The 25,872-nt window shown below is 39.4% G+C and carries 20 protein-coding genes, 2 tRNA genes and 2 pseudogenes; 2 read left to right on the forward strand and 22 right to left on the reverse strand.

Going from position 1 to position 25,872, the window contains the following annotated elements; all coding sequences use genetic code 11:
• Positions 1-8: 8 nt before the first annotated feature.
• From rpsA to parE, 8 genes are all read right to left on the reverse strand, one after another.
• On the reverse strand, positions 9-1,208 hold the full coding sequence (gene rpsA, locus ACQRDX_RS04475) for a 30S ribosomal protein S1 (protein ID WP_354368482.1): 1,200 nt from the start codon (positions 1,206-1,208) through the stop codon (positions 9-11).
• 124 nt (positions 1,209-1,332) lie between these two features.
• Positions 1,333-1,404: transfer RNA gene (locus ACQRDX_RS04480), tRNA-Gln, on the reverse strand.
• Positions 1,405-1,410: 6 nt separating this feature from the next.
• Positions 1,411-1,491, reverse strand: a tRNA-Tyr gene (locus tag ACQRDX_RS04485).
• Positions 1,492-1,540: 49 nt separating this feature from the next.
• Positions 1,541-1,771, reverse strand: coding sequence for a DUF2969 domain-containing protein (locus ACQRDX_RS04490; RefSeq protein WP_354368480.1), 231 nt, complete (start codon positions 1,769-1,771; stop codon positions 1,541-1,543).
• Between the two features lie 68 nt (positions 1,772-1,839).
• Positions 1,840-2,883 carry a branched-chain amino acid aminotransferase gene (locus ACQRDX_RS04495; protein ID WP_427894580.1) on the reverse strand — a complete coding sequence of 348 codons (1,044 nt, stop codon included), beginning with the start codon at positions 2,881-2,883 and terminating at the stop codon, positions 1,840-1,842.
• Positions 2,884-3,015: 132 nt separating this feature from the next.
• Entirely contained in the window at positions 3,016-5,463 is a 2,448-nt protein-coding gene (gene parC / locus ACQRDX_RS04500) for a DNA topoisomerase IV subunit A (protein ID WP_427894578.1), read from the reverse strand.
• Between the two features lie 266 nt (positions 5,464-5,729).
• Positions 5,730-6,350: a hypothetical protein gene (locus ACQRDX_RS04505; RefSeq protein WP_427894576.1), complete on the reverse strand. Its 621-nt coding sequence runs from the start codon at positions 6,348-6,350 to the stop codon at positions 5,730-5,732.
• An 8-nt stretch (positions 6,351-6,358) separates the two neighbouring features.
• Entirely contained in the window at positions 6,359-8,302 is a 1,944-nt protein-coding gene (gene parE, locus ACQRDX_RS04510; RefSeq protein WP_427894574.1) for a DNA topoisomerase IV subunit B, read from the reverse strand.
• A gap of 118 nt (positions 8,303-8,420) precedes the next feature.
• Between parE and plsY the strand changes: the two genes are divergently transcribed.
• A complete protein-coding gene (plsY, locus tag ACQRDX_RS04515) occupies positions 8,421-9,065 on the forward strand; it encodes a glycerol-3-phosphate 1-O-acyltransferase PlsY (protein ID WP_427894572.1) in 645 nt (214 codons plus the stop codon).
• 10 nt (positions 9,066-9,075) lie between these two features.
• Here the strand turns inward: plsY and ACQRDX_RS04520 are convergent, their stop codons facing one another.
• The 11 genes and pseudogenes from ACQRDX_RS04520 to ACQRDX_RS04570 all read right to left on the reverse strand — a co-directional run bounded on the left by ACQRDX_RS04520 (position 9,076) and on the right by ACQRDX_RS04570 (position 20,042).
• On the reverse strand, positions 9,076-9,573 hold the full coding sequence (locus tag ACQRDX_RS04520) for a YkgJ family cysteine cluster protein (protein WP_427894570.1): 498 nt from the start codon (positions 9,571-9,573) through the stop codon (positions 9,076-9,078).
• Between the two features lie 80 nt (positions 9,574-9,653).
• Positions 9,654-11,954, reverse strand: a complete 2,301-nt coding sequence (nt5e, locus tag ACQRDX_RS04525) for a cell surface ecto-5'-nucleotidase Nt5e (RefSeq protein ID WP_427894569.1) — start codon at positions 11,952-11,954, stop codon at positions 9,654-9,656.
• Between the two features lie 10 nt (positions 11,955-11,964).
• Positions 11,965-13,233, reverse strand: a complete 1,269-nt coding sequence (locus ACQRDX_RS04530; protein WP_427894567.1) for a dihydroorotase — start codon at positions 13,231-13,233, stop codon at positions 11,965-11,967.
• Between the two features lie 39 nt (positions 13,234-13,272).
• On the reverse strand, positions 13,273-13,926 hold the full coding sequence (locus ACQRDX_RS04535; RefSeq protein ID WP_427894565.1) for a uracil-DNA glycosylase: 654 nt from the start codon (positions 13,924-13,926) through the stop codon (positions 13,273-13,275).
• 125 nt (positions 13,927-14,051) lie between these two features.
• Positions 14,052-14,354, reverse strand: a pseudogene (locus ACQRDX_RS04540) (ABC transporter permease subunit); the annotation flags it as partial.
• A gap of 99 nt (positions 14,355-14,453) precedes the next feature.
• Positions 14,454-15,308 carry a transporter substrate-binding domain-containing protein gene (locus ACQRDX_RS04545; RefSeq protein ID WP_427894563.1) on the reverse strand — a complete coding sequence of 285 codons (855 nt, stop codon included), beginning with the start codon at positions 15,306-15,308 and terminating at the stop codon, positions 14,454-14,456.
• Between the two features lie 100 nt (positions 15,309-15,408).
• Positions 15,409-16,869, reverse strand: a complete 1,461-nt coding sequence (locus ACQRDX_RS04550) for an amidase (protein ID WP_427894561.1) — start codon at positions 16,867-16,869, stop codon at positions 15,409-15,411.
• 110 nt (positions 16,870-16,979) lie between these two features.
• Positions 16,980-17,609 carry an orotate phosphoribosyltransferase gene (gene pyrE, locus ACQRDX_RS04555; protein ID WP_427894560.1) on the reverse strand — a complete coding sequence of 210 codons (630 nt, stop codon included), beginning with the start codon at positions 17,607-17,609 and terminating at the stop codon, positions 16,980-16,982.
• Between the two features lie 30 nt (positions 17,610-17,639).
• A complete protein-coding gene (pyrF, locus tag ACQRDX_RS04560) occupies positions 17,640-18,335 on the reverse strand; it encodes an orotidine-5'-phosphate decarboxylase (RefSeq protein WP_427894558.1) in 696 nt (231 codons plus the stop codon).
• Entirely contained in the window at positions 18,322-19,257 is a 936-nt protein-coding gene (locus ACQRDX_RS04565) for a dihydroorotate dehydrogenase (protein WP_427894556.1), read from the reverse strand. The genes pyrF and ACQRDX_RS04565 overlap by 14 nt, the downstream gene beginning before the upstream one ends.
• Positions 19,258-19,265: 8 nt before the next feature.
• On the reverse strand, positions 19,266-20,042 hold the full coding sequence (locus tag ACQRDX_RS04570) for a dihydroorotate dehydrogenase electron transfer subunit (protein ID WP_427894554.1): 777 nt from the start codon (positions 20,040-20,042) through the stop codon (positions 19,266-19,268).
• 318 nt (positions 20,043-20,360) lie between these two features.
• Here ACQRDX_RS04570 and ACQRDX_RS04575 point away from each other — a divergent pair, with 318 nt between their 5' ends.
• The gene (locus ACQRDX_RS04575; RefSeq protein WP_427894552.1) at positions 20,361-20,891 is read left to right on the forward strand and encodes a dihydrofolate reductase family protein; all 531 of its coding nucleotides are present in this window, start codon (positions 20,361-20,363) and stop codon (positions 20,889-20,891) included.
• A 292-nt stretch (positions 20,892-21,183) separates the two neighbouring features.
• Here ACQRDX_RS04575 and ACQRDX_RS04580 read toward each other — a convergent pair whose 3' ends face one another.
• The 3 genes and pseudogenes from ACQRDX_RS04580 to ACQRDX_RS04590 form a co-directional block, all read right to left on the reverse strand.
• Positions 21,184-23,043 (reverse strand): bifunctional homocysteine S-methyltransferase/methylenetetrahydrofolate reductase, encoded by a 1,860-nt coding sequence (locus ACQRDX_RS04580; protein ID WP_427894550.1) that lies wholly within the window; start codon positions 23,041-23,043, stop codon positions 21,184-21,186.
• 15 nt (positions 23,044-23,058) lie between these two features.
• Positions 23,059-25,296: a 5-methyltetrahydropteroyltriglutamate--homocysteine S-methyltransferase gene (metE, locus tag ACQRDX_RS04585; protein WP_427894548.1), complete on the reverse strand. Its 2,238-nt coding sequence runs from the start codon at positions 25,294-25,296 to the stop codon at positions 23,059-23,061.
• Positions 25,297-25,529: 233 nt separating this feature from the next.
• A pseudogene (locus ACQRDX_RS04590) lies at positions 25,530-25,872 on the reverse strand (PTS fructose transporter subunit IIC); the annotation flags it as partial.

Here is a 25,872-nt window from a genome sequence, read left to right on the forward strand (position 1 = left end):
TTTTGATATTATAACTCAATATCACCAAACAAATCAGCCATTGAGAATCCAGTTTGAGTTTCTGGAAGTTCATAATCACGTTTTTCTTGACGTTTTGGACGACGTGGACGAGACTGACGTTTTTCTTCTTTATTTTCTTCTTGTGCTGGACGTTCTTCAAGTGCTTTGATAGAAAGTGATACACGTTCATCAGCTGCGTTAACTTCAAGAACTTTAACGTTAACATCTTGACCAACTGAAAGAACATCTTTTGGATTATCAACACGTTTGTGTGAAATTTGTGAAATGTGAACAAGTCCATCAATTCCAGGTAAAACTTCAACAAATGCACCGAAATCAGTTAAGCGTTTCACTTTACCTTCAATAACATCACCTGCTGCAAGTTTTTGTTCAACACCATCCCATGGTCCAGGTGTAGTTGCTTTAAGTGAAAGTGATACACGTCCTTCTTCTTCATCGATAGCAAGAACTTTAACTTCAACTTCTTCACCAACAGTAACAACTGATTTTGGTGAAGCGTTACGCTCATGTGATAACTCAGTAACGTGAACAAGTCCATCAACACCACCAAGATCGATGAAGGCACCAAAGCTAGTCAAACGAGCAACAGTACCAGTGACAACTTCACCTACTGCAAGTTTAGAGAAGACTTCTTGACGAGCTTCTGCAGCTGCAGCTTCAACAACTTCACGACGTGAAAGAATGAAACGATTTTCTGCTGCATCAACCTCTTTGATTTTAGCATCAAACTCTTGACCAACAAATTTTTCAGTGTTACGTACAAAACGTGTATCGATCATTGAAGCTGGAATGAATCCACGAAGTCCTTCAAATTCAACTGCAAGACCACCTTTAACGGCACGAGTTCCTTTAACAGTAACGACTTCACCTTCACGACCAACAAGTTTATCCCATGCTTTACGAGCTTCCAAGCGTTTTTTAGATACAAGGAAAGTTACTGTATCAGTATCTTTACCTACTACTTGACGAAGAACAAGCACTTCAAGTGTTTCGCCAGCTTTAACAAAATCGTTGATATCAGCGTTACGGTCATTTGTCAACTCACGAAGAGTAAGAACACCCTCAACACCAGTACCCTCGATGATAACGTTAGCTTGGTCGTTATCAACAGTCAAAACTTCCGCAGTGACAACGTCACCTGGGTTTACTTCGCTAACACTATTTAGCAAATCTTCAAATTCATTCATTCTAAAAAATCCTCCAATAAAAACTAACCGAACGGTTAGTTTTTACAACAATATATTTTCTCAAGGTAACCCGCAAGGACAAGATTATCATTGACGGTGTTAGTAAAAACTAATACCTCTTTGACTGGGGTAGCTGGATTCGAACCAACGCATGAGGGAGTCAAAGTCCCTTGCCTTACCGCTTGGCTATACCCCAATATAATGGAAAGAGAGGGATTCGAACCCCCGAACCCGAAGGAGCGGATTTACAGTCCGCCGCGTTTAGCCTCTTCGCTATCTTTCCGTAACAACAAAAACTATTATATCAGCTAATAGTTTCTTTGTCAACACTTTTAATGATTTAAATTGAAGTTTTCAATAATTTTCTCAACGGCTTGATCAAATTTTTTATATAAAACTTCAACAGCACCATTTTTTAAAATAGCAAATTGACCATCTACTTCTGCAATTTGACCGATTTCTCTTTTACCAGCTGTCAAAATATAGCCTTCCAATGTTTGTCCGTTCACGTTTACTTGGCTATCTGCAATTTGAATTTCAATTTTTTTATCTTTTTTACGCATAATTCACCTCTCTTTTAAAATTTTACAAAAAAAAACTTGCAAGAGCAAGCTTTTTTATGATGATTTCCTTAATCTACTTTCACTATCCAACCTTCAGGTGCTTCGATATCTCCAAATTGAATCCCTGTTAACTCATCATATAAGCGACGAGTAACTGGTCCAACCTCAGTTTCACTATAAAACACATGAAGTTGATCTCGATATTGGATACCCCCAATTGGCGAGATCACCGCAGCAGTTCCACAAGCTCCTGCTTCAATAAAGCGATATAATTCATCAATTTTAACATCACCTTCTACTGCTGTTAACCCTAAACGCTCCTCTGCTAACTGCAACAAGGAATATTTCGTGATAGAAGGTAAGATAGATGGGCTAAGTGGAGTGACAAATTGATTATCTTTAGTAATACCAAAGAAATTAGCAGAGCCTACTTCTTCAATTTTTGTATGTGTTGCAGGATCTAAATAAATAACATCTGAGAAACCTGAGGTCTTTGCTTTTTTACCTGGTAATAAACTTGCGGCATAGTTTCCACCAACTTTTGCTGCACCTGTACCGTGTGGAGCAGCGCGATCAAACTCTTCTGAGACAATAAAGTTAGTAGGAGCAAGGCCTCCTTTGAAGTAGTTTCCTACTGGCATCGCAAAAATCGTAAAAATATATTCCTCAGCAGGTTTAACCCCTATAATATCTCCAACCCCAATAAGAAGAGGACGAAGGTATAGGGTACCACCTGTTCCATATGGAGGAACGTAGTCAGCATTCGCTTTTACGACAGCTTTGGCAGCTTCAATAAATTTATCTGTTGGCACTTGTGGCATTAACAAGCGGTCAGCTGTTTTTTGTAAACGCTCTGCATTTTTATCAGGACGGAAAAGTTGAATGCTTCCATCTTTTGTACGATAAGCTTTCAATCCCTCAAAAGCTTGCTGACCATAGTGTAGCGCAGGTGAGCTTTCCGATAAATGAAGAGTGGCATCTTCTGTCAGTTTTCCGTCATCCCATTGACCATCTTTATAATAAGAAATATAGCGAAATGGTAATTTTTTGTACTCAAAACCTAGGTTTTCCCAATCTAATTCAACTGTCATATTTTTTCTCCTTGCTCTCAATTCTTCTTGTTCTATTTTACACCTTTTTCAATATTTTTCAAGAACTATTCATAAAATTCTGAAAATTTTACACAAAATAAAAACCAGATCAGTTACCCTGTCTGATTTTTATTTGCCAATGCCGAAATGCTATCAGATAAGTTTTGCTGTATAAACTTCTTGATCACTAATATCATCAGATACAAAAGAGCCGTTACTCGTTCTTTCGGATAAACTTAAATCTGCTAAATTAACATCAATCACCCGACCAGTTTTTGAGGTGATTTGTAAACACTCATTCGTGTCTTGCTGGTCCAAGGTAAAAAGATTTAAGTCATCACGATGATTTTTAACAGCCCCAGCTGAAAAGACACGATGTGGTTTCGTCTTCAACTCGCGTAACACAAGAAGCCCACGTTTGGCACGACTCCCCAGTGGAATCTGTTCAACTGCCATTTTCTTCAAACTTCCCCGCTGGGTTAAAACATACATTGTTTCGGTATTTGCAATAAAGGCGCTGGCGACTGAATCACCGTCTTTGAGATTCACTGCCTTAACTCCTGCAGCCTTTGGTCCTACAACTGGTACTTCTTCAATCGGAAAATGTAGAGCATAGCCATTTTCAGTAACCAAGATGACATTTTCTGACATAATTGGAGCCACCGTTAATACAAAATCAGATGTATCTTTTAATTTGGCAAATTTCACAGATTTTGATTTGTAGGTTCGCCAAGGGCTCAATTCCTTACGCTCAAAACGTTTAATTTGCCCCTGTTTTGTAACAGCAAAATAGGTTGTCTCATCAAATTGATCCAACACTTCTGCATATAGCACTTCTTCATCAGTAGCAAAATTGGTGATACTTTGTGAGAGATGCTCTCCAATATCTTTCCATTTGATATCCGCTAACTCATGAACAGGGCGATAAATGAGATTTCCTAAATTTGTAAAAATAAGCAGGTGTTGAGTCGTCTTGGCACTCGTTACAAAAATTAGATCATCATCATCACGTTTGCCCACCTCCTCCATATTTGAAGCAGAGTAAGAGCGTGGGCTTGTCCGTTTAATATAACCAGCTTTTGTCACACTAACATAGGTTTCTTCTTCTGATATAAGGCTAGCTGTGTCAATCTGAATCTGTTGAGCTTCTTTTTGTAGCTCTGTCCGACGAGGGTTTCCAAATTTCTTTTTCACCTCTCGTAATTCTTTTTTCATGACATTAAACAGCGTCTTTTCGTCTACGATAATAGCTGAGAGTGTCATGATTTGTTGGCGAAGTTTTTCTTCTTCTTCCTCTAAAGTGACAATATCTGTATTGGTCAAACGATAAAGTTGAAGAGTGACAATGGCTTCTGCTTGCTCCTCTGTAAAAGCGTAGCTAACTTTCAAATTTTCTTTTGCGTCAGCCTTATTTTCAGAAGCCCTAATCAATGCAATAACGTCATCCAAAATAGATAAGACACGAATCAGCCCTTCTACGATGTGGAGGCGTTTCTCTGCTTTTTCCTTATCGAACTTAGAACGAGCAATGATAATCTCACGGCGGTGAGCGATATAGCTAGATAAAATCTTCTGCAAGCCAACCTGACGCGGTGTGAAATTGTCAATCGCCACCATGTTAAAGTTATAATTGATTTGCAGATCAGTGTATTTATAGAGGTAGTTGAGAATGATTTGCTCATCACTTTCTTTTTTCAGTTCAATGGCAATGCGCAACCCTGTACGGTCTGACTCATCACGCACTTCTGCAATTCCTGGGACCTTGTTATTCAGACGAATATCATCGATTTTCTTAACAAGATTAGCTTTGTTAACCTCGTAAGGAATCTCGGTAATGACGATCTGTTTTTTCCCTGCTTTTAAAGGTTCAATGTCACAACGACTACGAACAACAACACGACCCTTGCCTGTTTCATAGGCTTTTTTGATTTCGTCAGTCCCTTGGACAATAGCTCCTGTCGGAAAATCTGGTCCAGGTAAAAATTCCATCAATTTTTCTAATTTAGCTGATGGATGGTCAATCATATAAATAACAGCATCGATGACCTCTGCCAGATTATGTGGAGGGATGTCCGTCGCATACCCTGCTGAAATCCCTGTCGCTCCATTGACCAAGAGATTAGGGAAGGCAGCTGGAAGCACAGTGGGTTCTTTTTCCGTATCGTCAAAGTTCCAGGCAAATGGCACTGTCTTTTTCTCGATATCAGCCAGCAGATAGCTCGCCATTTCCGAGAGACGAGCCTCGGTGTAACGCATAGCCGCAGGCGGATCACCGTCCATGGAACCGTTGTTTCCGTGCATCTCCACCAAAATCTCGCGGTTTTTCCAGTCCTGACTCATGCGGACCATGGCATCATAAATAGAGGAATCACCGTGCGGGTGAAAATTCCCCATAATATTCCCGACTGACTTGGCAGACTTGCGATAGCCCTTGTCAAAAGTATTACCGTCTTTATTCATAGAATAAAGAATCCGACGTTGCACGGGCTTTAAACCGTCACGAATGTCCGGCAGAGCCCGCTCCTGAATAATGTATTTGGAGTAGCGACCAAAACGCTCTCCCATGATGTCCTCAAGGGACATGTTTTGAATGTTAGACATAAATTAAGATACAAAGGGACGATTCGGCGTGCCGAAAAATTCCGTAGGAAAATAGGAAATCGACCGACGATGAGAGACATCTAGGGAGATTTATCTTTTTCACTAGGAATTTAGTCCCGTGTTCAGTTAGACAGACTAACTGAGCATTCCTTTCTTTGTTTCTTGTTGGAAAGTTTAACTTTCTTTTTTACTTTTTTGATAATCGCCTTAGGATATGTTTTTTAGATTATTGAAATCTTAACAATTAAAACAATATCATCTTAGCATTAAAAATGATATTCCCATGTGAATTTTTCATTGCCATACTCATCCATTTCGATATCCGAGTATTCTCTAGGAAGCGTTCTATTAAACCATATAAAGTCAACTTGATTTTCACCATAAAAACTGATAAAAAATTCTGGTGGTAAGATATTGCCGTTTGTAAATTCCTCCACTCCACTATCATTCAATTTATAGTGTATCACTTTCAATTTATTGGTATCACTTTTTTTATTCCTAATTCCATAACTACTCACAGAATAATAATCCTCTGCATTTTTTGGTAAGTAAGTTTTTGCAATCTGTATTGCTTGTTGTAGCTCCAAGGACTCAGTAGAGGTATTTTTAAAATCTATCCCTATTTCTTCAATACGGTCGTTCAAATGCACTAGAGATATGATAGTTACCCCTTCTCGATACTCATAGTAACTTTTACTATTGACAACAGTCATGCCCCATTCATTTTTCCAAAATTTTTCTGCCTTTGATAACCTATCAAAATATCGAGGGTGTCCTTGTCGAGTGATAACTTCAATGCTTTTTGAAACTTCTTTTTTACCAAAAAAGCATGATTTCAATCCAAGTATAGATAGTAATACAATAATTAAGACTATGATTTTTTTCATATATCCCCCTAAAACACTGTATTCTCCTCCAAAGTAAACTTCACATTATCCTCAATCCACTTACGTCGTGGCTCAACCTTATCACCCATGAGGACGGATACACGGCGTTCAGCACGCGCCAAATCTTCAATGGTTACTCGGATAAGGGTACGTGTTTCAGGATCCATAGTTGTTTCCCAAAGCTGATCGGCGTTCATTTCACCAAGACCTTTGTAACGTTGGAGAATAGCCCCTTGTCCAAATGATTTTCGTAAATCTTCCAATTCACCATCTGACCAAGCATAAGCCACTTTTTCTGACTTTCCTTTTCCTTTAGACATCTTGTAAAGAGGAGGAAGAGCGATATACACCTTACCAGCCTCTACTAATGGGCGCATATAGCGATAGAAAAAGGTCAGCAAGAGGGTCTGAATGTGGGCACCATCCGTATCGGCATCGGTCATGATGATAATCTTATCATAGTTGACGTCTTCAATCGTAAAGTCAGTCCCCACTCCTGCACCAATGGTGTAAATCATGGTATTGATTTCTTCGTTTTTAAGGATATCTGTCATCTTTGATTTTTCAGTATTGATGACTTTACCTCGTAAGGGGAGGATAGCTTGGAATTTACGGTCACGACCTTGTTTGGCAGAACCACCCGCGGAATCTCCCTCAACAAGATACAGTTCATTTTTCTTAGGATTTTTAGATTGTGCTGGGGTCAATTTCCCAGATAAAATCCCTTTATCTTTTTTACTTTTCTTGCCTGATCGTGACTCGTCACGTGCTTTTCGTGCAGCTTCTCTAGCATCACGCGCTTTAATGGCTTTACGAATAAGGTTAGAAGCTAATTCGCCATTTTCCAAAAGAAAATAAGTCAACTGTTCCGATACCAAACTATCTACAATTTGACGTGCAATGGGAGTGCCTAGTTTATCCTTGGTTTGACCTTCAAATTGCAAGAAGGCCTCTGGAACCAAAATAGAAAGAACAGCTGATAGGCCCTCACGATAGTCCGATCCCTCTAAATTCTTGTCTTTTTCCTTGAGCAGACCTGTTTTTCTAGCATAATCATTCATAGCCTTTGTAATAGCCGTTTTTAAACCCGTTTCGTGTGTTCCCCCACCTTTTGTTCGGACATTATTAACAAAGGAAAGAATATTGTCAGAAAAACCATCGTTGTATTGAAGGGCTACCTCAATTTGAAACTCTTGGTCAGTCCCCTCAAAGTAGATAACAGGGGTCAAGGTCTCCTTATCTTCATTAAGGTAGGCTACAAAATCTTGGACGCCATTTTCATAATGGAAGGAAACATACTCATCACTTCGTTCATCTGTTAAGGTTAGCGTCACATTTTTCAGAAGAAAAGCCGATTCATTTAGACGTTCTGAAATGGTATTAAATTTAAAATCTGTCGTTGAAAAAATGTGAGCATCAGGCATGAAGATCACCTTAGTACCACTTTTAGTCTTAGGAGCGGTTCCAATTTTTTCTAGTCCTGTGACGGCCTTACCCCCATCTTCAAATCGTTGACGATATACTGCTCCATCACGTGTAATTTCAACTTCTAGCCAAGTGGATAAGGCGTTCACAACAGAAGAGCCAACTCCATGAAGCCCTCCAGATGTCTTATAACCACCTTGACCAAATTTACCCCCAGCATGAAGAACAGTAAAAATCACTTCTACAGTCGGCTTTCCTGTAGCATGCATCCCAACAGGCATACCGCGACCTTGGTCTGAGACAGATAAACTCCCATCCTTGTTAATCATCACATCAATCTGGGTTCCAAATCCTGACAAAGCCTCATCTACCGCATTATCAACAATTTCCCATACCAAATGATGCAATCCCGCTCCATCAGTTGAACCAATGTACATTCCTGGACGTTTTCTGACGGCATCCAAACCTTCTAAAACCTGAATAGCATCGTCATTATAGTTATTTATCGTAATTTCTGTTTTAGTCAAATTCTGACCTCCGAATAAAATTCATCCTATTTATCTTACAAGTTTTTCTTTAAATTTGCAAAAGAAATTTTGAAAATGAGTATTTTTCTTGTTCCAGGAAATATGATATAATGGCACTATGAAAATTGTTTTGTTTATTATCATTGCCTATTTGCTAGGCTCTATTCCAACTGGCTTATGGATTGGACACTATATTTATGGCAAAAACTTAAGAGAACATGGGAGTGGAAACACCGGCACAACCAATACCTTTCGTATTTTAGGACCAAAAGCTGGAACCATTACTCTTTTAGTCGATATCTTAAAAGGGACATTGGCAACAACGTTACCGATGATGTTTCATGTTGATACTATTTCGCCTATTTTAATTGGTTTTTTTGCTGTCATTGGGCATATCTTTCCTTTATTTGCTCACTTTAAAGGTGGGAAAGCTGTTGCGACGAGTGCTGGTGTCTTACTAGGCTTTGCACCGTTATTTCTACTCTATCTTTTGGTGATTTTTATGCTCACACTCTATCTTTTTAGTATGATTTCCCTATCCAGTCTAGTTGTGGCTATTTTTGCCTTGATTGGTGTTTGGCTATTTCCTTTAATTGGCTTTATTCTCCCTCAATATGATATGATTTTCACCATTATTGTGACACTCTTAGCCAGTCTTATTCTTATTCGTCATAAAGATAACCTTGGGCGGATTAAGCGTCATGAGGAAAACTTAGTTCCTTTCGGACTTAACCTTTTAAAACAAAAGAAAAAATCAGCTTAAAGGCTGATTTTTATATTCTCTCCCGTAACTTTTCAACAAATAAGTAGGCAGCGGGGCAGGTTAAGGTATTTTTTATCGTTAGGTGATTGATTTGATAAATCTTCTTACAATCAGTATGAGGAAATTCTCGGCAGGCTTTTGGCCTAACATCATAAATACTACACAAGTTATCATCCCCTAAAAATGGACAAGGCATAGATTGAAAAACTTTATCGCCATCTTCATCCACCTGTAAATACATCTCTTCAAAAACAGGAAGCTTCATTCTAAAATGTTTAGCAATTCTGGTGATATCTGCTTCAGTAAAGAGAGGCCCCAGGGTCTTACAAGAGTTAGCACAGGCTGTACAATCAATTTCTTGGAATACTTCTTGATGAACTGCTTGTACCAGTTTATCTAAATTTTTGGGCGCTTTTTTCTTTAGGCTAGCCAAAAATTTTCGATGTTCCCCCTGTTTTTGTTGAGCGAGTTGTTGATATTTTTCTAAGTCAATAGTTGTTTGTGACATCTCAATTTCTTTCTAAGGGTTCGTTTTCATTCTATTATACTATATCAAAAAGAAAAGGCAAATAGGCCTTTTCTTTTTGATTATACTGATTTTTTACGTATAGCATAAAGTCCGTAGGTTGTGAGACTAACACCTAATAAAATAGCTAGGGCTGACTCTTTGGAGTTAGTCAACGGTAACTGGTTTTCTTTAGGAGAGGTAACGTAAGTCACAGGGACAGCAAGCGTCTTGACAGAAGTTTGAGCCGCATTTGTTGAGTAATTCAACGTTTGTTGAACATAAGGACGAGCAGTTCCATGAGACGAAGATTTTGTATAAGTTGTCCCACTAGAAGTGGAATCTTTCTGAGTCGCAGTTTGAATAGGGTCTGTTTGTGAAGTATTCGTTGTGTCTGTGACTTTACCAGGGTAGTCATTTTGATCAGTGTGGCTTGTTCCTGCTATCACTTCGAAATAATCTGCAAAGCCATCTTGATCTGTATCCAATTGACTATCTACTGAAATCGTACGAGAGTTCGGATTCACCACTTGATACTGACTAAGATCAGCTGTGGCTAGGTAGTCTGCAAAAATGGTATCCATAGAAGGACCTTCTTCGCGAGGACCACCAAGCATAGTATAACCATCCCCACCTGCTGCAAGGAAGTCATTCGTTGCTAAATAGTAGGTCTTATCTAAATCAAGATCCAAATAAGATTCCGTATCGTGGTCATATATCTGAATCGCTAAAATTCGAGATTCTGAATCTAGGGCAGTATCGTAGTAAACTTTTGCACCTGAAACTTGTAGGAAGCCTCCACTCGCTTCTAGTAAGGGACGACCATTTTCATCAAGCACAGATCCACCATCAGCATTTACCTGTAAAATAGAACCTAGTGATTTCACGAACATCTCTTTGATTTGTTGTCCAGTAACTGTAATTTGTGAAATACTATTACCAAATGGTAATACCGCTACGATATCACCTCTTGTAATAGGGGCATCTTTTTTAATCGTCTCACGCAGACCACCACCATTGGTAACAGCTAGATTAGTCTTATGAGCAAATCCTGTTTGACCATAAGTCCATAAAGCATCAGCAACAGCATTACCAAGGTTGGTTTCACGGACACGCACATTCGTACGTTCGCCATTTAATTCAACTGAATTATTTTCAACAATCACTACTGCATTCTCAGCTTCTAGGCGAGCCTTAGCATCAGCAACTAGAGCAGCAACCTTTTCATTAGCAGTCACATCTGCTGTTTCTGAAGCAGAAATCACACCCGCAAGGACTCTATCTGAGTTCAGGGTTATTTTACCAAGGTTGTTAAGATAGCTACCAGTTTGGTTATAAGTGACGTTACCATAAGTTGCTGACTCTAAGGTGTGGGAGTGACCATCAATGACCACTACTTGTTTATCCGATAAAAGACTATTTTTAGACAATGCTTCAGCTAATGTTCTGCCTTGCCATTCAACAGGAGTTGTTGTATCAATACCGAGATGCGCTAAAATGATATAACATTTATAGTTTGCACCTGTAGCTTTAGCACGCGCTTCAATCTCAGCAATGACAGTTTCCACTTCAGAAATAGGGTCTGTAAATGTTACTCCTTCAACATTTTTGGGATGTGTTTTAGTCGCTGTCTCAGGTGTTGTCACACCAATCACGACAACTTCATCACCAACTACCTCTTTATTTTTATCAATTACAGTTGAAGCCTCAAATAAACGCGCACCGTTAACATAAACATTTGAACTAATCAGAGGGAATGTTAGTAGCTCATCTAATTTTTTCAGCTGATCCAATCCAAAGTCAAACTCGTGATTTCCCAATGTCATGGCGTCATAGCCGATTTCATTCATAATCTTAGCGACATCTTCACCTTTTGAACTATTGGTGATTGGCAAACCTTGAAAAGCATCTCCAGCATCAACAACAATTGTTGTTTGATCTTTAGCGCGTTCTTCTGCAACAATGGTTGCCTCTTTAGCTACTCCAATAACACCTTTAGCTTCCTCAATACGTCCATGCATATCATTAGTATGAAGGATAACCATCTCATCTGATGAACTGTCAGATGCAATGGTTTCAGATGTTTCTGAAACAGCTGTGAGACTACTTGCTGTCGCTTGACTCAACTCACTTGTTGCCACTTCAGTGCTTTCAGATGTTGCTGTTGAGGCTAGATTTACTTCTGAAGAAGCTGACTCTGACACTGAGACAATATCTACTGACAATGGACTAGCTTCTGAAGAAGTCGTCTCTACTGCTAAAGTTACGTCTGTTGAGGCTACATCTGTTGCAACCGCTTCATCTGCTTGAGCATTAACTGAAAACAAAGCTGCTGTTAATGCGATAGTTGATAAGCTTGGGACTAATAATTTTTTCTTTTTCACTCTTCTATCCTTAACTTCTATAAACAATATTTCCTTGACAGATGGTATATTTCACCTGTCCTTTCAAGCTTTCTCCAATAAATGGGGAGTTACTTGCTTTTGATGCAAAATCAGATCCGACTACACGGCTGGCATCTGGATCAAAAATCACGATGTCTGCTGGACCACCTTCAGCAAGATAACCAGCATTAAATCCATATAACTGCGCTGGATTGTAAGCCATCTTCTCTAAAAGTTCAGAAAGACTAAGATGACCTTCGCTCACTAGATGCGTTAAACCTAATGAAAGCGATGTTTCAAGACCTGTCATTCCTGATGGTGCTTGCGTCACATCTGCTACATTTTTTTCATCTTGATGGTGAGGGGCATGGTCTGTTGCAATAACAGATATAACACCAGATTTCAAGCCTTCTATGACCGCTTTCCGATCAGATTCTAACCGCAATGGCGGATTCATCTTAGCATTAGCTCCTTTTTCAAGTAAGAGTTGTTCTGTTTTTGAAAAATGTTGTGGTGCCACCTCTGCTGTCACTTGAGCACCTAATTTTTGAGCAAATGCTACAACTTCAACACTCTCTGCCTTAGATAGATGTTGAATATGCACTTTTGCTTGTCGATCATAAGCAATCATCACATCTCGAGCAATCATGCTATATTCTGCGACACCTGTTGCTCCACAAACTTGAAAATGCTTCTCAGCAATATTTTCATTTAAGCCCAAAACACCATTTAACTCAGGATCTTCCTCGTGTAAACTGATAAAAGTTCCATTTTTCTTAGCTAGATCCATGGCTTCTTTAAGCACTTTACTACTAGTAAGTGGAATGCCATCATCCGAAAACCCAACAGCTCCTGCCGCTAGCAAGCCTTCAAAATCCGTTAAATTTTCTCCATCAAAATCTGTAGTGATTGTAGCAACAGACTTGATATGAATAGCTTCTTTACTAGCACTCTCCAAAACCTCAGTTAAGGTTTCAACATCAGAAATAGTTGGATTGGTATTAGCCATCATCACTACCGTAGTAAAGCCTCCTGCTGCCGCTGCTAAGGCTCCAGTACGGATATCTTCCTTATGCGTCTGACCTGGCTCTCTGAAATGAACATGAATGTCAACCAAACCAGGAGCTACTACACAACCACTTGCATCAATGACCTCAGCTTGATCCTCTATTAAATCTTCTCCAATAGCTATAATCTTTCCGTCATTCACCAAAAGATCATAAATGCCATCAGTTTGACTTTTGGGATCAATGATACGACCGTTTTTTATCAATAACATTCTTTATCCTCTTTCAATAGTTCTACACTTTTATCAGACTTATTCTAACCAATTAATAGGGGGTTGATTGGTTTTTATTAAAAATTCATTACTTCTAGAAAAAGGTTTCGAACCAAAAAAACCACGATAAGCTGACAAGGGACTCGGATGGGCACTCTCAACAATTAAATGAGTAGGATTCGTGATTAATTTTTTCTTTTTACGCGCAAATCCACCCCACAAGATAAATACAACAGGATCTTCCTTTTGGTTCACTAAGCGAATAATAGCATCCGTAAATGGTTCCCAAATCCCATTGGCATGAGCGTTCGGTTGATTTTGAGGAACGGTTAGACTGGCATTTAACAGTAAAACACCTTGCCTAGCCCAAGATGTCAGGTCATGACTTTGACGAACCCCAATATCATCAGACAGCTCTTTTAGTATGTTTTGAAGCGAAGGAGGAGCGGGGATGGCATCTGGAACGGAAAAAGATAGCCCTTGTGCTTGAGCTGGATTATGGTAGGGATCTTGCCCTAAAATCACAACCTTGACATCAGATAGAGCCGTCATCTCCAAAGCTTTGAAGACAGCCTCTCTAGGAGGATAAATAATCCCAGTTGTATAAACAGCCTCTAAAAATTGGTTTATCTTAGAAAAATAGCCAACCTCTAAATTAGCTTTAATCTTATCATGCCAATCGCTATGTTTCATCACAACCTCCTTCTTCCTAATATTATATCAGAAATACAGCAGTAATTAGCGCATTTTATAGCTTTTTTAAAATTTTGTTAAATTAGAAATATTGATGAAAAAAAGGCTCGGAAAAACCGAACCTTTTATCGATAAACTGCCAAACGTTTTTCTAGATAGACTTGGAAATGCTCGAAAATAAAACATAAAAACCAATAAATAAAGGCGACTAGAACATACATCGACATGTAATCCCACTCTCTTCCACCTACAATTTTTGCATTTTGAAAAATATCAGGTACTGTAATCATAGCGGTTAGAGAGGTAGATTTAATCATATCTAACATGACATTACTAAGCGGTGGTACTGCTAGGCGAAAAGCTTGAGGTAAAATAATTCGACGAATAATCGTTGCTTTTGGAAGTCCTAAAGCCCTAGCTGCTTCCCAATAAGGTAATCCCTAAAGTGTATTTTATACCGGAAAGAACAAACCAAAAAACTGTTGATGATCAGTTCAATATCAATAAATTTCATCGTAATGTCCTAATTATTCAACATCAGAAACATCAATTTTCTCAAAGTCGTAATCTTTTTCAACAGATACATCTTGACCTGCAAAGAATTTTTCAGAAAGCTTTTTCAATGTGCCATCTTTACGCATCGCTTCAAGTTGTTCATTGATTTTTTCTTGAAGAACAGTATTTCCTTTTTTAATCGCAAAATTTGATTCAGATGGATTATAGTAAACATCTTCCAACACTTTTACAGGAATTTCTGGAAGGGCTTTAGTGGCCATTGTTTGTAAGTAAAAGTCATTTAAAATAACATCCGTACGACCATTGGCAACATCTTGAAGGTAAACATCATTAGTGACATTGTCATAAATCACAAGTTCTGCACCAAATTTTTTGGCAACTTTCATATAAGAAGTTGTCGCAGCCCCTGCCGCCTTTTTGCCTTTAAGATCTTCTAGTTTTGAAATTCCAGAATCATCCGATTGACGAACTACCATGGATCCAAATGAATATTTGTGAGAAGTGGTAAATAAGAATTTTTCTGCATTTTTACTATCTTTTTCAATAGAGTAACCTGCAACATCGACTTGACCACTATTAAGAGAGGACAGCATGCCGTCAACACCCATCTCAACAAATTCCACTTCAAGCTTTAAACGCTTAGCCACTTCTTTCATGATTTCAACATCATAACCTGTTAATTTATTGTTGTCATCATGATAACTTTGTGGATAAAGCGTCCCAGAAGTTGCAACTGTAAGTTTGCCAGCTTTTTCAATCTTATCCCAATTTGACTGAGCTTCTGACTGGCTTGACGAAGTACTATTTGAGCAAGCAACTAGAACTAGACTAGCTAGTAGGGCAACTAGAGACAAAAGTTTTTTCATAATTAAAACTTCCTTTTTCATAATTTTTTCGCAAACTGAAAGTGTTTACAAGAAAAATTTACCATAAGAAAGTTTGACTTTCAAAGAATTTGCTTGTTAGTCATTGCACAAAGCCATATTCTAATTGTTGCTCATTTTCAAAAAGCTGCGCTAACTGCAACAAGATGTCCTCTCTCCCTTTTGCAGCTGTTATCTGAACACCTATCGGTAAGCCATCTTTCGTTTTATAAACAGGTAAACTCATTGATGGTTGCCCCGTCAAATTAGCTTGTTGCGTAAAAGGCGTCCAAGCTAAACTTTTCTCAAACATGGTCCAGATAAGATCTTGTTGTTCCAACATCGTATATTCTGAGAGATGGAACAACTTTTCTTTCAGATCACTCGACAAATTAAAAGCATCTAACGGCGGGGCTATATCTGTGGTTGTTGGGGTGAGATAAAGGTCATATGTTTGATGAAACTCTGACGTGATTCGACTATATTGGTCCCATTGCGACAATGTTTTAGAAAAATCTTTTGCAAGGATGCTCTGACCGCTTTGATATATGGCCCAGGTCATGACTTCCATATCTTCTACCGTAACTTGTCTTCCGATAGCTGCCTCAACATCATCAAACATAGCAGCTGTCTCTACGCTGTTCATGATATAATACGACTTCATCGCCTCAATACCATCCACTCCTGTTTGATCAACTTCTATCAGCTCATGCCCTTGACTTTCCAGAAATCGTAAAGTTTTGTCCATAGCTTTCTTTGCAGCTTTTGAAATCGAATTTCCGATAGGTGAGCGATAAGAATAGGCAATTTTCAATGACTGAGTGAGCTGATTTTCTAGCTCTGCTTTTTTTAAAATAGGCAGTGGGAAAGGACTTTCCATCTGACAAGTTTGCAAATAAAATAGCAGCGTCTTTGTATCTCTAACAGACTTGGTCAAAGCAAAGTTACTAGATGCTCCTTGCCATCCTCTAAAAGAGGTTGGACCTACAGGTATGCGTCCTCTAGTCGGCTTTAAGCCCAGCAAACCATTAAAACTCGCTGGAATACGAATAGAGCCACCACCATCACTAGCAGCAACAAGCGGAACCATACCACTAGATAAAGCCGCCGCTGCCCCACCGCTTGAGCCACCTGCATGCCTATTTAAGTCTAGTGGCAATTTAACTGTTCCATGAAGGCTACTATCACTAACATTTTTAAAACCAAACTCAGGGGTGTTGGTTCGTCCCAACACAATAAAGCCCAAATCTTCCAATTTTTTGACAAAATTATCCGTTTGAACAGCTTTATAAGAAGCAAATAAACGTGAGCCACTGGTTGAAGGTTGTCCCTTTTGTTGCTGGCCTAAGTCCTTTAATAATATAGGCACCCCACCAAATACCTTATCTGTAAAACTCTTTGTTTTAGCCAAGGCCAAGGCCTCATCATACTGTCGAGATACCACAGCGTTAATAGCTGGATTTAACTTTTCGATTTGATCAATACAATAACAAACAGCTTCCTCTGTTGACACCTTCTTTTGTCGAATCTGTTGCGCAAACTCTATCGCATCCCAATTATTCATGACCTTCTCCTATAATAAAAAGAGACTAAAGTTCTATTGAACTCAGTCTCACTTTCATTTTACTTTTTTGTCATTTTATCACTCAAGACTCAAGAATGCAAAGCATTTGATTAATCTTGCCAAGTTTCTTGATTTTCTTTGAATTTTTTGAGTAATTGTAAGCCGTCTGCATTGATATAACCTTGGACCTTAGCCACTTTGATAAGCTCGGTATAGTTTGATAAGGTCACAAGCTCAACACCTGCTTCTTCGAAGTTTTGCTCTGCTTTTGGCAACTCATACGTAAAGATTGCAGCCACTCCTAACACATCTGCCCCCTCACGTTTGGCTGCGGCAACAGCATCAAGGACTGAGCCTCCTGTTGAAATCAAATCTTCAATAATGACCATTTTCTGTCCTTTGACAACACGCCCTTCAATCTGATTTCCTGCTCCGTGATCTTTTGGTTTGCTACGGATATAAGCAAATGGCAGGTCCATCTTATCTGCAATAATAGCACCGTGAGGAATACCTGCTGTTGCCGTTCCTGCAATGACCTCGACCTCTGGAAAAGCCTCCTTGATTTTTTCAACAAAGCCATTTTCAATTAAGGTACGTGTCTCAGGGTAAGACAATGTGATACGGTTATCGGTATAAATAGGTGACTTAATCCCTGATGCCCAAGTGAACGGATCTTCAGGTTTTAGGTAAACTGCTTTAATGTCTAATAGATCTGATGCGATTTGGGTTGCTAATGTCATAATATTTTTCCTTTCTTTTACACTATATAATTAGGCTTGTTCCCACTCTGATTTGATACTATGATAGGCGGTAACTGGATCTTGTGCTTGGGTGATGGGTCTGCCGACGACGATGTAATCAGAACCAATTTGAGCAGCATCTACTGGGGTCATAACCCGTTTTTGATCTCCTGTACTAGCACCTGATGGGCGAATTCCTGGTGTCAAGCAAACAAAATCCTCTCCTGTTGCCTCTTTAATCTTAGCCACTTCATGAGCTGAACAGACGACACCATCCAAACCTGCTTCTGCTGTTTTCTTGGCATAGTGAACGACGGATTCTTCTAAGCTAGTTTGAATATTTTGAAAATCACGCATCTGTTCTTCCGAAGTGGACGTCAACTGTGTCACTGCGATTAACACTGGTCCATCGCCTAAACCTTCACGCGCCGCTGCCATCATCTCAACCCCACCAGCTGCGTGGACATTAGTCATATCAACACCTAGTTGAGATAAGACCCGCATGGCTGATTTTACTGTATTTGGGATGTCGTGTAGCTTCAAATCAAGAAAAACACTGTGACCTAAATCCTTGACATAACGGACAATCTCAGGTCCTACAGCATAATAAAGCTCCATCCCAATCTTGACATACAACCGTTCATCTTTTGGAAATTTTGCTAAAAATTCCTTAACATCCTCAAATGTTGGAAAATCAAGGGCAATAACAGGTCTATTTTCTTTCATCTCTTACTTCCTTTCTCAATGCTTCTAAGCTAGTAATGCCGTATTTATCCATAATAGCAGGCAAGTCATCGATAATGCTCGGACAAGCATAAGGATCTACAAAGTTGGCCGTCCCTACTCCGATAGCAGAGGCACCAGCTAGCATCATCTCTAAGGCTTTTTCAGCGGAGTCAACACCACCCATCCCGATAATAGGTAGTTTAGAACTCTGTGCCACTTGGTGAATCAGCTTGAGCGCTACAGGAAAAACGGCTGGGCCACTCATACCACCCGTACCGTTAGCGATGATTGGTCGTCTCGTTTTTAAATCAAATCGCATACCAACTAGAGTATTAATCATAGTAAAACCAGTCGCTCCCGCATCTTCAACTGCTTTGGCAACTTGAGTGATATCTGCCACACTAGGTGTCAGCTTAACATAAACAGGGACATCCGAATGTTGCACACTTGCCTTAACCGCCTCATAAGCCAGCTCTGGCACTTGCCCAATCAATAAGCCTGCATTCCCGTGATCCACATTGGGACAAGAAATATTTAACTCAATCGCTGCAACATTTTTAGCTGTTGATATTTTTTTAGAAACATAAGCATACTCTTCATTAGAAAAACCAGCAACATTGGCAATAATCGGTAAGCGAGGATAGTTTTTTTCTAACCAAGGTAATTTCTCAGCTAAAACAGCATCAACACCAGGGTTTTGAAGTCCAATCGCATTCAACATCCCTGATGGGGTTTCTGCCACACGAGGTGTCGGATTACCAAAGCGAGGATTTTTTGTGGTCGCTTTAATCATGATAGATCCGAGGCGATCAAGGTCGTAATATTTGGCAAACTCTTGCCCAAAGCCAAAGCAACCCGAAGCAGGAATAATGGGATTTTTCAGGTCTAACCCTGGTAAGTTTACAGCTAGTCTATTTGACATAACCCCTCCTAATCTAAGATAATATGACCTGTTTCAAAGACAGGACCATCTTCACAAACGCGTTTATTCACTGCATCTGATTGGTCTTTGACATGAACAACGCAAGCATAGCAAGCCCCCATACCACAGGCCATGCGTGATTCCATCGAGATATAGGCGTGTGGATGATCCGAAAACAGCTCATCCACATAACGTAACATCCCTGGTGCCCCACAGGCATAAACAGCATCTGCACTTAGCTCAAGCTGATCAAGAATGGTTGAGACATACCCTTTTGTACCGTAAGAACCATCGTCTGTTGTCACATAAACCTGACCGTACTTAGCTAAATCTTCTTCTAAAATCACAGCGTCCTTTGTCGCAAATCCAATAACAGAGAGCACCTCAACCCCTTTGTTTGACAGCCGTTTTGCCAACTCGACAAGCGGAGGAACACCAATCCCACCACCGATAATCAAAGCCTTATCACCAGCTTTCAAAAATGATATCTCAAAACCATTTCCTTGTGGTCCCATGCAGTCTAGCTGGCTAGCAATGGGTAAACGAGAAAAAATAGCTGTCCCCCCACCTTCGACACGATAAATCAACGTGGCCTGCTGAGATTTCTTATCAACTTGAGAAATCGAAATAGGGCGTCTGAGTAACATACTAGAGTCCGGAACTTTAATGTGTAAAAACTGTCCAATCGCCATCTCATCAACCATCTGTCCCTCAAGCACCATTTCAAAAATCTGTGGTGCAATCTCTCTTTGAGAAACCAAGGTCATCTTTTCTTTTAAAATCATACTGCCCTTTCTAAATGCTAAAAGATCAGCCTCTGATTCCAGTTGTCATATTTTACACTATTTTGGTAAAAAAAGAACCTTGCTAAAGCAAGGTTACACGAAAACAGGGTACTATGCACCCATTTGTTACTTGGAACCTTTGCAGCCTCTCTGGACTAAATTAAAGGTTATTTAATTTTCACTATTATAACGCTATGACAGCAAATTGTCAAGAATAAATTTAATGTTACGGTATTTAAATTATGTAAAATAAATATCAGCTTCAATTAAAACTTTTATGCTATAATAAGATAACTACAATAAGAAAAAGGAGATCTTATGCGACGCTTAGTTTTAAATATCGCGATTAGTCTAGATGGCTATATTTGTCGAAAAGATGGGCGGTATGATTGGATTAGAGGGCAAGGCGACAATAGCTTAAATACGGAACTGCAATTTGACAATGAGCAGTTTTTTAAGTCTTGCGATACCGTTATTATCGGTCACGAAGCCCTGAAGGATTGTCCTATTGAAGATATTCCTCATCACAATCTAAAGACATTTGTCGTAGCAAGTCGAACACCAAAGGAAAATAAAGGAAATCTTCAGTTTACGACGGACATTCTATCTGTTATTAAAAAACTAAAACAAGAAGACGGCAGTGATATCTGGCTCTATGGTGGGGCTAAACTAGCAGATAACTTAATCAAAGACGATCTCATTGACGAATATATCATTGGTATTATTCCAACCATTTTAGGAGAGGGGCGTCGATTATTTGCACAACCTTTACCTGAACTACCTCTCAAGCTAGTTGAAAGCACGGTCGTCGATGGTATTGTTATGTTGCGTTATCAAAGGCGCCTATGATTAAAAAATCTAATCATTGAACCTCTCTTATCTTATAGCGTTTGGCTACTTTTATTGCTGTGGGGAGCAGATTTTCCACCACCAAAAGGATTTTGGGGTTTAGTTTTGCTTCTTTTCCTACTCATCTCTTGTCAGTATTACTTTTTTCTTTGGACTTGGTCGAATATAGCTCGCATTTAAGCCTGATAGCTAGTCTGTATGGTCTAGTCATTTGGCTAATCAACTGCTGTTTCTACTATTTATTACATAAAAGACGTCCCTAAGTCATCAGTTACTTAGGGACGTCTTTTATTTAAGCTCCAATCTGTATGCTAAGGAGTTTCTTCTTTTCTTCGATATAATCAATCAATTCAATGGTCAAATCATAACGCATAAAAGGGGTAATCAAATAAATGCCTTTATAATGCTCTAATGCTTTATCAATTAACCGTTTACTTTCTTCTAAAGCAACCTGTTGACAGAGTGATTTATCATCCTTGACTTGCTCTAACTTTTCTAGAAACTGTTGGGATAATTGAATACCTGGCACTTCATTATGGAGAAAAACAGCATTATTGTAGCTTGTAATTGGCATAATCCCCACAAAGAATGGCGCATCATAATCTTTTGTCACCAAAGCCATCTCATCGATAAGCTCTGAATTAAAAATCGGTTGCGTAATGAAATAGTCTGCTCCTGCTGCTATTTTCTTTTCAATCATCTTGCCTGATCGAGAAAGATTACGAACATTGGGGTTGAAGGCAGCGGCAGCCGTAAAACGCGTTGCTTTTTTTAGAGAAGCACCACTGTAACCTTTGCCTTGGTTTAACTGTTGAATTAAACTTAAAAGTTTAAAACTCGTTACATCATAAACACTGGTTGCTCCTGGGAAATCTCCCATTTTCGAAGGATCTCCTGTAATAGCTAAAACATTGTCAAAACCTAGGATATCCATTCCCATCAAACGAGATTGCAAGCCAATCAAATTATGATCACGACAAGCTATATGTAGTAAAAATGGGGTTTCCAACTCATCTTTTAACAAAGAAGCCAAACTCACATTACAAATTCGTGTCTTTGCTAAGGAATTATCTGCCAAGGTAATGGCTGCAATGTCTTTTTGATCTAGTGCTTTAGCTGCGTCGATAAATTTGTCTATATCCAAGTTTTTTGGAGGATCAAGCTCAGCAATCACTGTAATGTCTTTTTTTACCCTGTCAACAATCGTCTCTCCTTGCGACACCACCTTAATCAGCTCTTCCTCACTAATCATAGGGGTCACAATTTTTCGCTCAAGCGGTTTCAAACCTTTTATGCCTCGTTTGATGGCTCTGACATGGTCTGGCGTCGTCCCACAACAGCCACCAATCAAGCGCACGCCTTCTTCTACAAAGAGTTTACTACTGTACTCAAAATAATCCGCATTTTTACTAAAGTGGTAGTGACTTTTATCGCCATCTCCTTCCAAAGATAGGAGACTAGCATTTGGATAAACCGACAGATAAGACTGGGCAAAAAGAGGGACTTGCTTTAGCGACTTAATCATATGATAAGGCCCTAGATGGCAGTTAAGACCAACAACATCAGCACCTGCCATGACCAACTGACTAAAAGCTTCAACAAGAGGTTTCCCATTTTCTAAAACCCCTGCCTCAATCAAGGACAAATTAGTAATCAATGGAAGATCCGTCAACGGGCGCAGCTTTTCCAAAACAGCTAGTAACTCTTCTAGATCATAGTAGGTTTCAAGTAGTAAGCCATCTAGTTGTCCTGTTTCCAACAAATATGAGGCTTGCTCAAGCGTTTCTGCTACTATCTCATCTAAGGTTAAGTCACACTGCATCTGTCCTCTAGAAGCACCTATGGTACCTAATACAAAGGTTTCAGACTTTGCAGCTTGTTTAGCTAATGTGACCGCTTGATGATTAATCTCTCTTGTCTTATCCTCATAACCATAACCTTTTAACCGATGACGCTTAGCTCCATAGGTATTAGTCTGAATGATGTCAGCACCTGCTTCAATATAGGCTCGGTGAATAGCGACAATTTCGTCAGGATGAGTGAGATTATAGGCTTCATGACAGGTTTCTAAACCATGCGCATAAAGAAGAGTTCCCATGGCACCGTCAGCCACTAAAATAGTTGTTTTTAATGCTTCCAATAAACGCGCCATGTCTTTGTCTCCTTTTTAAAGTGATAGTGATTTACGAACGTCTTTGGTAGCTTCAACCATGACCTTCAAAGCCGCAACTGTCTCAGGTTCACGACGTGTTTTCAAGCCACAGTCAGGATTTACCCAGAACTGCTCAAGAGCAAGATTTTGTAATGGACGCTCAATATTTTCAATAATTTCTGGTTTACTTGGCACACGTGGTGAGTGGATATCATAAACCCCCAAACCAATGCCAAGTGGATAAACTGCCGTTTCAAATGCCGCAATCAATTCCCCATGACTACGACTGGTCTCAATAGAAATCACATCTGCATCTAGCTCACGAATTGAATCAATAATTTCATCAAAGTTTGAGTAACACATATGCGTATGAATCTGTGTGCGATCCTCTACTGATGATGTCGCGATACGGAAAGCATGAACAGAGTCATCCAAATAAGCTTTTTGCTTAGCTTTTCGAAGAGGAAGCCCTTCACGAAGTGCTGCTTCATCGACTTGAATAATAGCAATCCCTGCTTCTTCCAAAAGTGCGATTTCATCTTTAATGGCGAGACCAATTTGGTTAAACAAGTCGGCACAGGAAATATCTGTTCGCTCAAATGACCAGTTTGTAATCGTAATCGGACCAGTTAGCATTCCTTTGACAGGACGATCTGTCAAACTTTGCGCATAAACAGTTTCTTTCACCGTAAGCGGTTGAATATGCTGAACATCCCCATAAATAATTGGTGGCTTAACAGCGCGTGACCCATAAGATTGGACCCAACCAAGTTTGGTCGTTGTAAAACCTGCAAGTTTTTGACCGAAGAATTCTACCATGTCCACACGTTCAAACTCACCGTGAACTAAAACATCAAGATCAAGATCCTCTTGGATACGAATCCAACGCTCAATTTCAGCATTGATAAAGTTTTCATAGGCTGCATCCGTGATATCACCACGTTTCCATTTTAAGCGGGTTGAACGAACTTCTGGAGATTGGGGGAAAGAGCCGATTGTCGTTGTTGGAAGAGCAGGAAGCTTGAGTCTTTCTTGTTGAATACGGCGGCGCTCTGCAAAATCTGTTTGGCGTTTAACAGAAACATTTTCCAAGTCTTCCAAGTCAACATTGCGGAAGTCCGCAGCTTGTAAGGCTTCAAAATCTGCAACATGCTCTGCAAATTGAGGATTAGTAATGCCATCTAAGTTCTCAGCTAAGAGCTTGATTTCAGCTAACTTTTCATCTGCAAATGATAAGCCTTTAAGTAAAACAGGATCAAGATCGGTTTCATTTTTTGTAGTGACAGGAACATGGAGTAGTGAGCAAGATGGCTGAACAAGTAAGTTGGCAACATTCTTCTGGATTTCCTTTAAGAGATCTATTGTTGCCACAAAATCAGCTGCCCAGACATTACGCCCATCAACCACACCAGCAAAAACTTCCTTGTCTTTAAAGAGACCAGATTGAACTGCAGCTAGGTTTTCTTCCAAGCCATGCACAAAATCTAAACCAAAGGCTGCCACTGGAAGCTCCGCCAGTTTTTCCGCATCAATCAAGGCTTCAAAATAGGTTTGGAAAATAATTTTTGCCTCTGGCACTGCTGTTGTCAATTGCGTATAGACCGTTTTTGCCAAGTCAAGATAGGCTGCACCCTCATCTGTCACAAAGATTGGCTCATCCACTTGAATATAAGTTGCCCCAGCTTCTGTCAGCTGTTTAAAAATCGTTGCATAAAGTGGGACCAAACTATCTACTGCTGCTGCAACATCAGTAACCCCATTTGAGAGAGCTACATAAGTAATCGGCCCTGTGATGACAGGTTTCGCCTTGTCACCAACTAAATCTTTAGCTTCAATATAAAGATCTAGTAATCGTGTATTGGTTAAACGTGGGGTGACATTTTCCCATTCTGGTACAATGTAGTGGTAATTGGTATTAAACCATTTTTTCAAGGCAGAAGCTACATTCTCTTTATCACCTCTGGCAATAGTGAAATAGAGATCAATATCATTGGAGCGATCTGCTAATCGCTCTGGAATAATATTAAACTGTAGAGACAAATCCAAGATATGATCGTAAAAAGAAAAATCTCCAACTGGTATTAAATCCAGGCCGGCTGCTTCTTGCTTCTTCAAGAAATCAATGCGAAGCGCTTTACCTTGATCAAATAACTCCTCTTGAGTAATATTTCCAGCCCAATAGCTTTCAATCAATTTTTTCCATTCACGATTTTCACCTAAACGTGGGTAGCCCAAACTTGTCACTTGTGTCATATAAATCCTCCACACCATCTTAAAACTATAACAAACTCAAAGATATAGTTTTAAGTTATATTATTTTTTCTTTACGCAATTTATAATAACTCATAAAACACTTAATTTCAATAGGTTTTGTTCTTGTAGTTTTCTATCTTGTTATATAGTTTTAAACTATACCTTTATCACTTTGTATAGTTTAAAACTATAACAAAAAAACATCTCACTTTATAGGAGATGTTTTTTATCAATTATTTTGCTTTACGAAGGGCTCCATACAAGACACCACTAATGACTGCACCAATGGCAACATATAGAAGGTAAAGTAAAGCGTTACTTGTAAGAGCGATAACGAAGATTCCTCCGTGTGGTGCCATTAATTTGATACCTGAAAGACCAACTAAAGCACCTGTCACAGCTGAACCGACAACAAAGCTAGGAATTGCGCGAGCAGGGTCCGCAGCACCAAATGGGATAGCCCCTTCTGTAATGAATGATAGTCCCATAACAATATTTGTTAATCCTGAATTGCGTTCTTCTTCTGTAAATTTATCTTTAAATAGAACCGTTGCAACAAATACTGCAAGTGGAGGT

It is taken from the genome of Streptococcus sp. SGI.013, assembly GCF_050315295.1.
In the GTDB taxonomy this organism is placed as follows: Bacteria; Bacillota; Bacilli; order Lactobacillales; family Streptococcaceae; genus Streptococcus; species Streptococcus porcorum.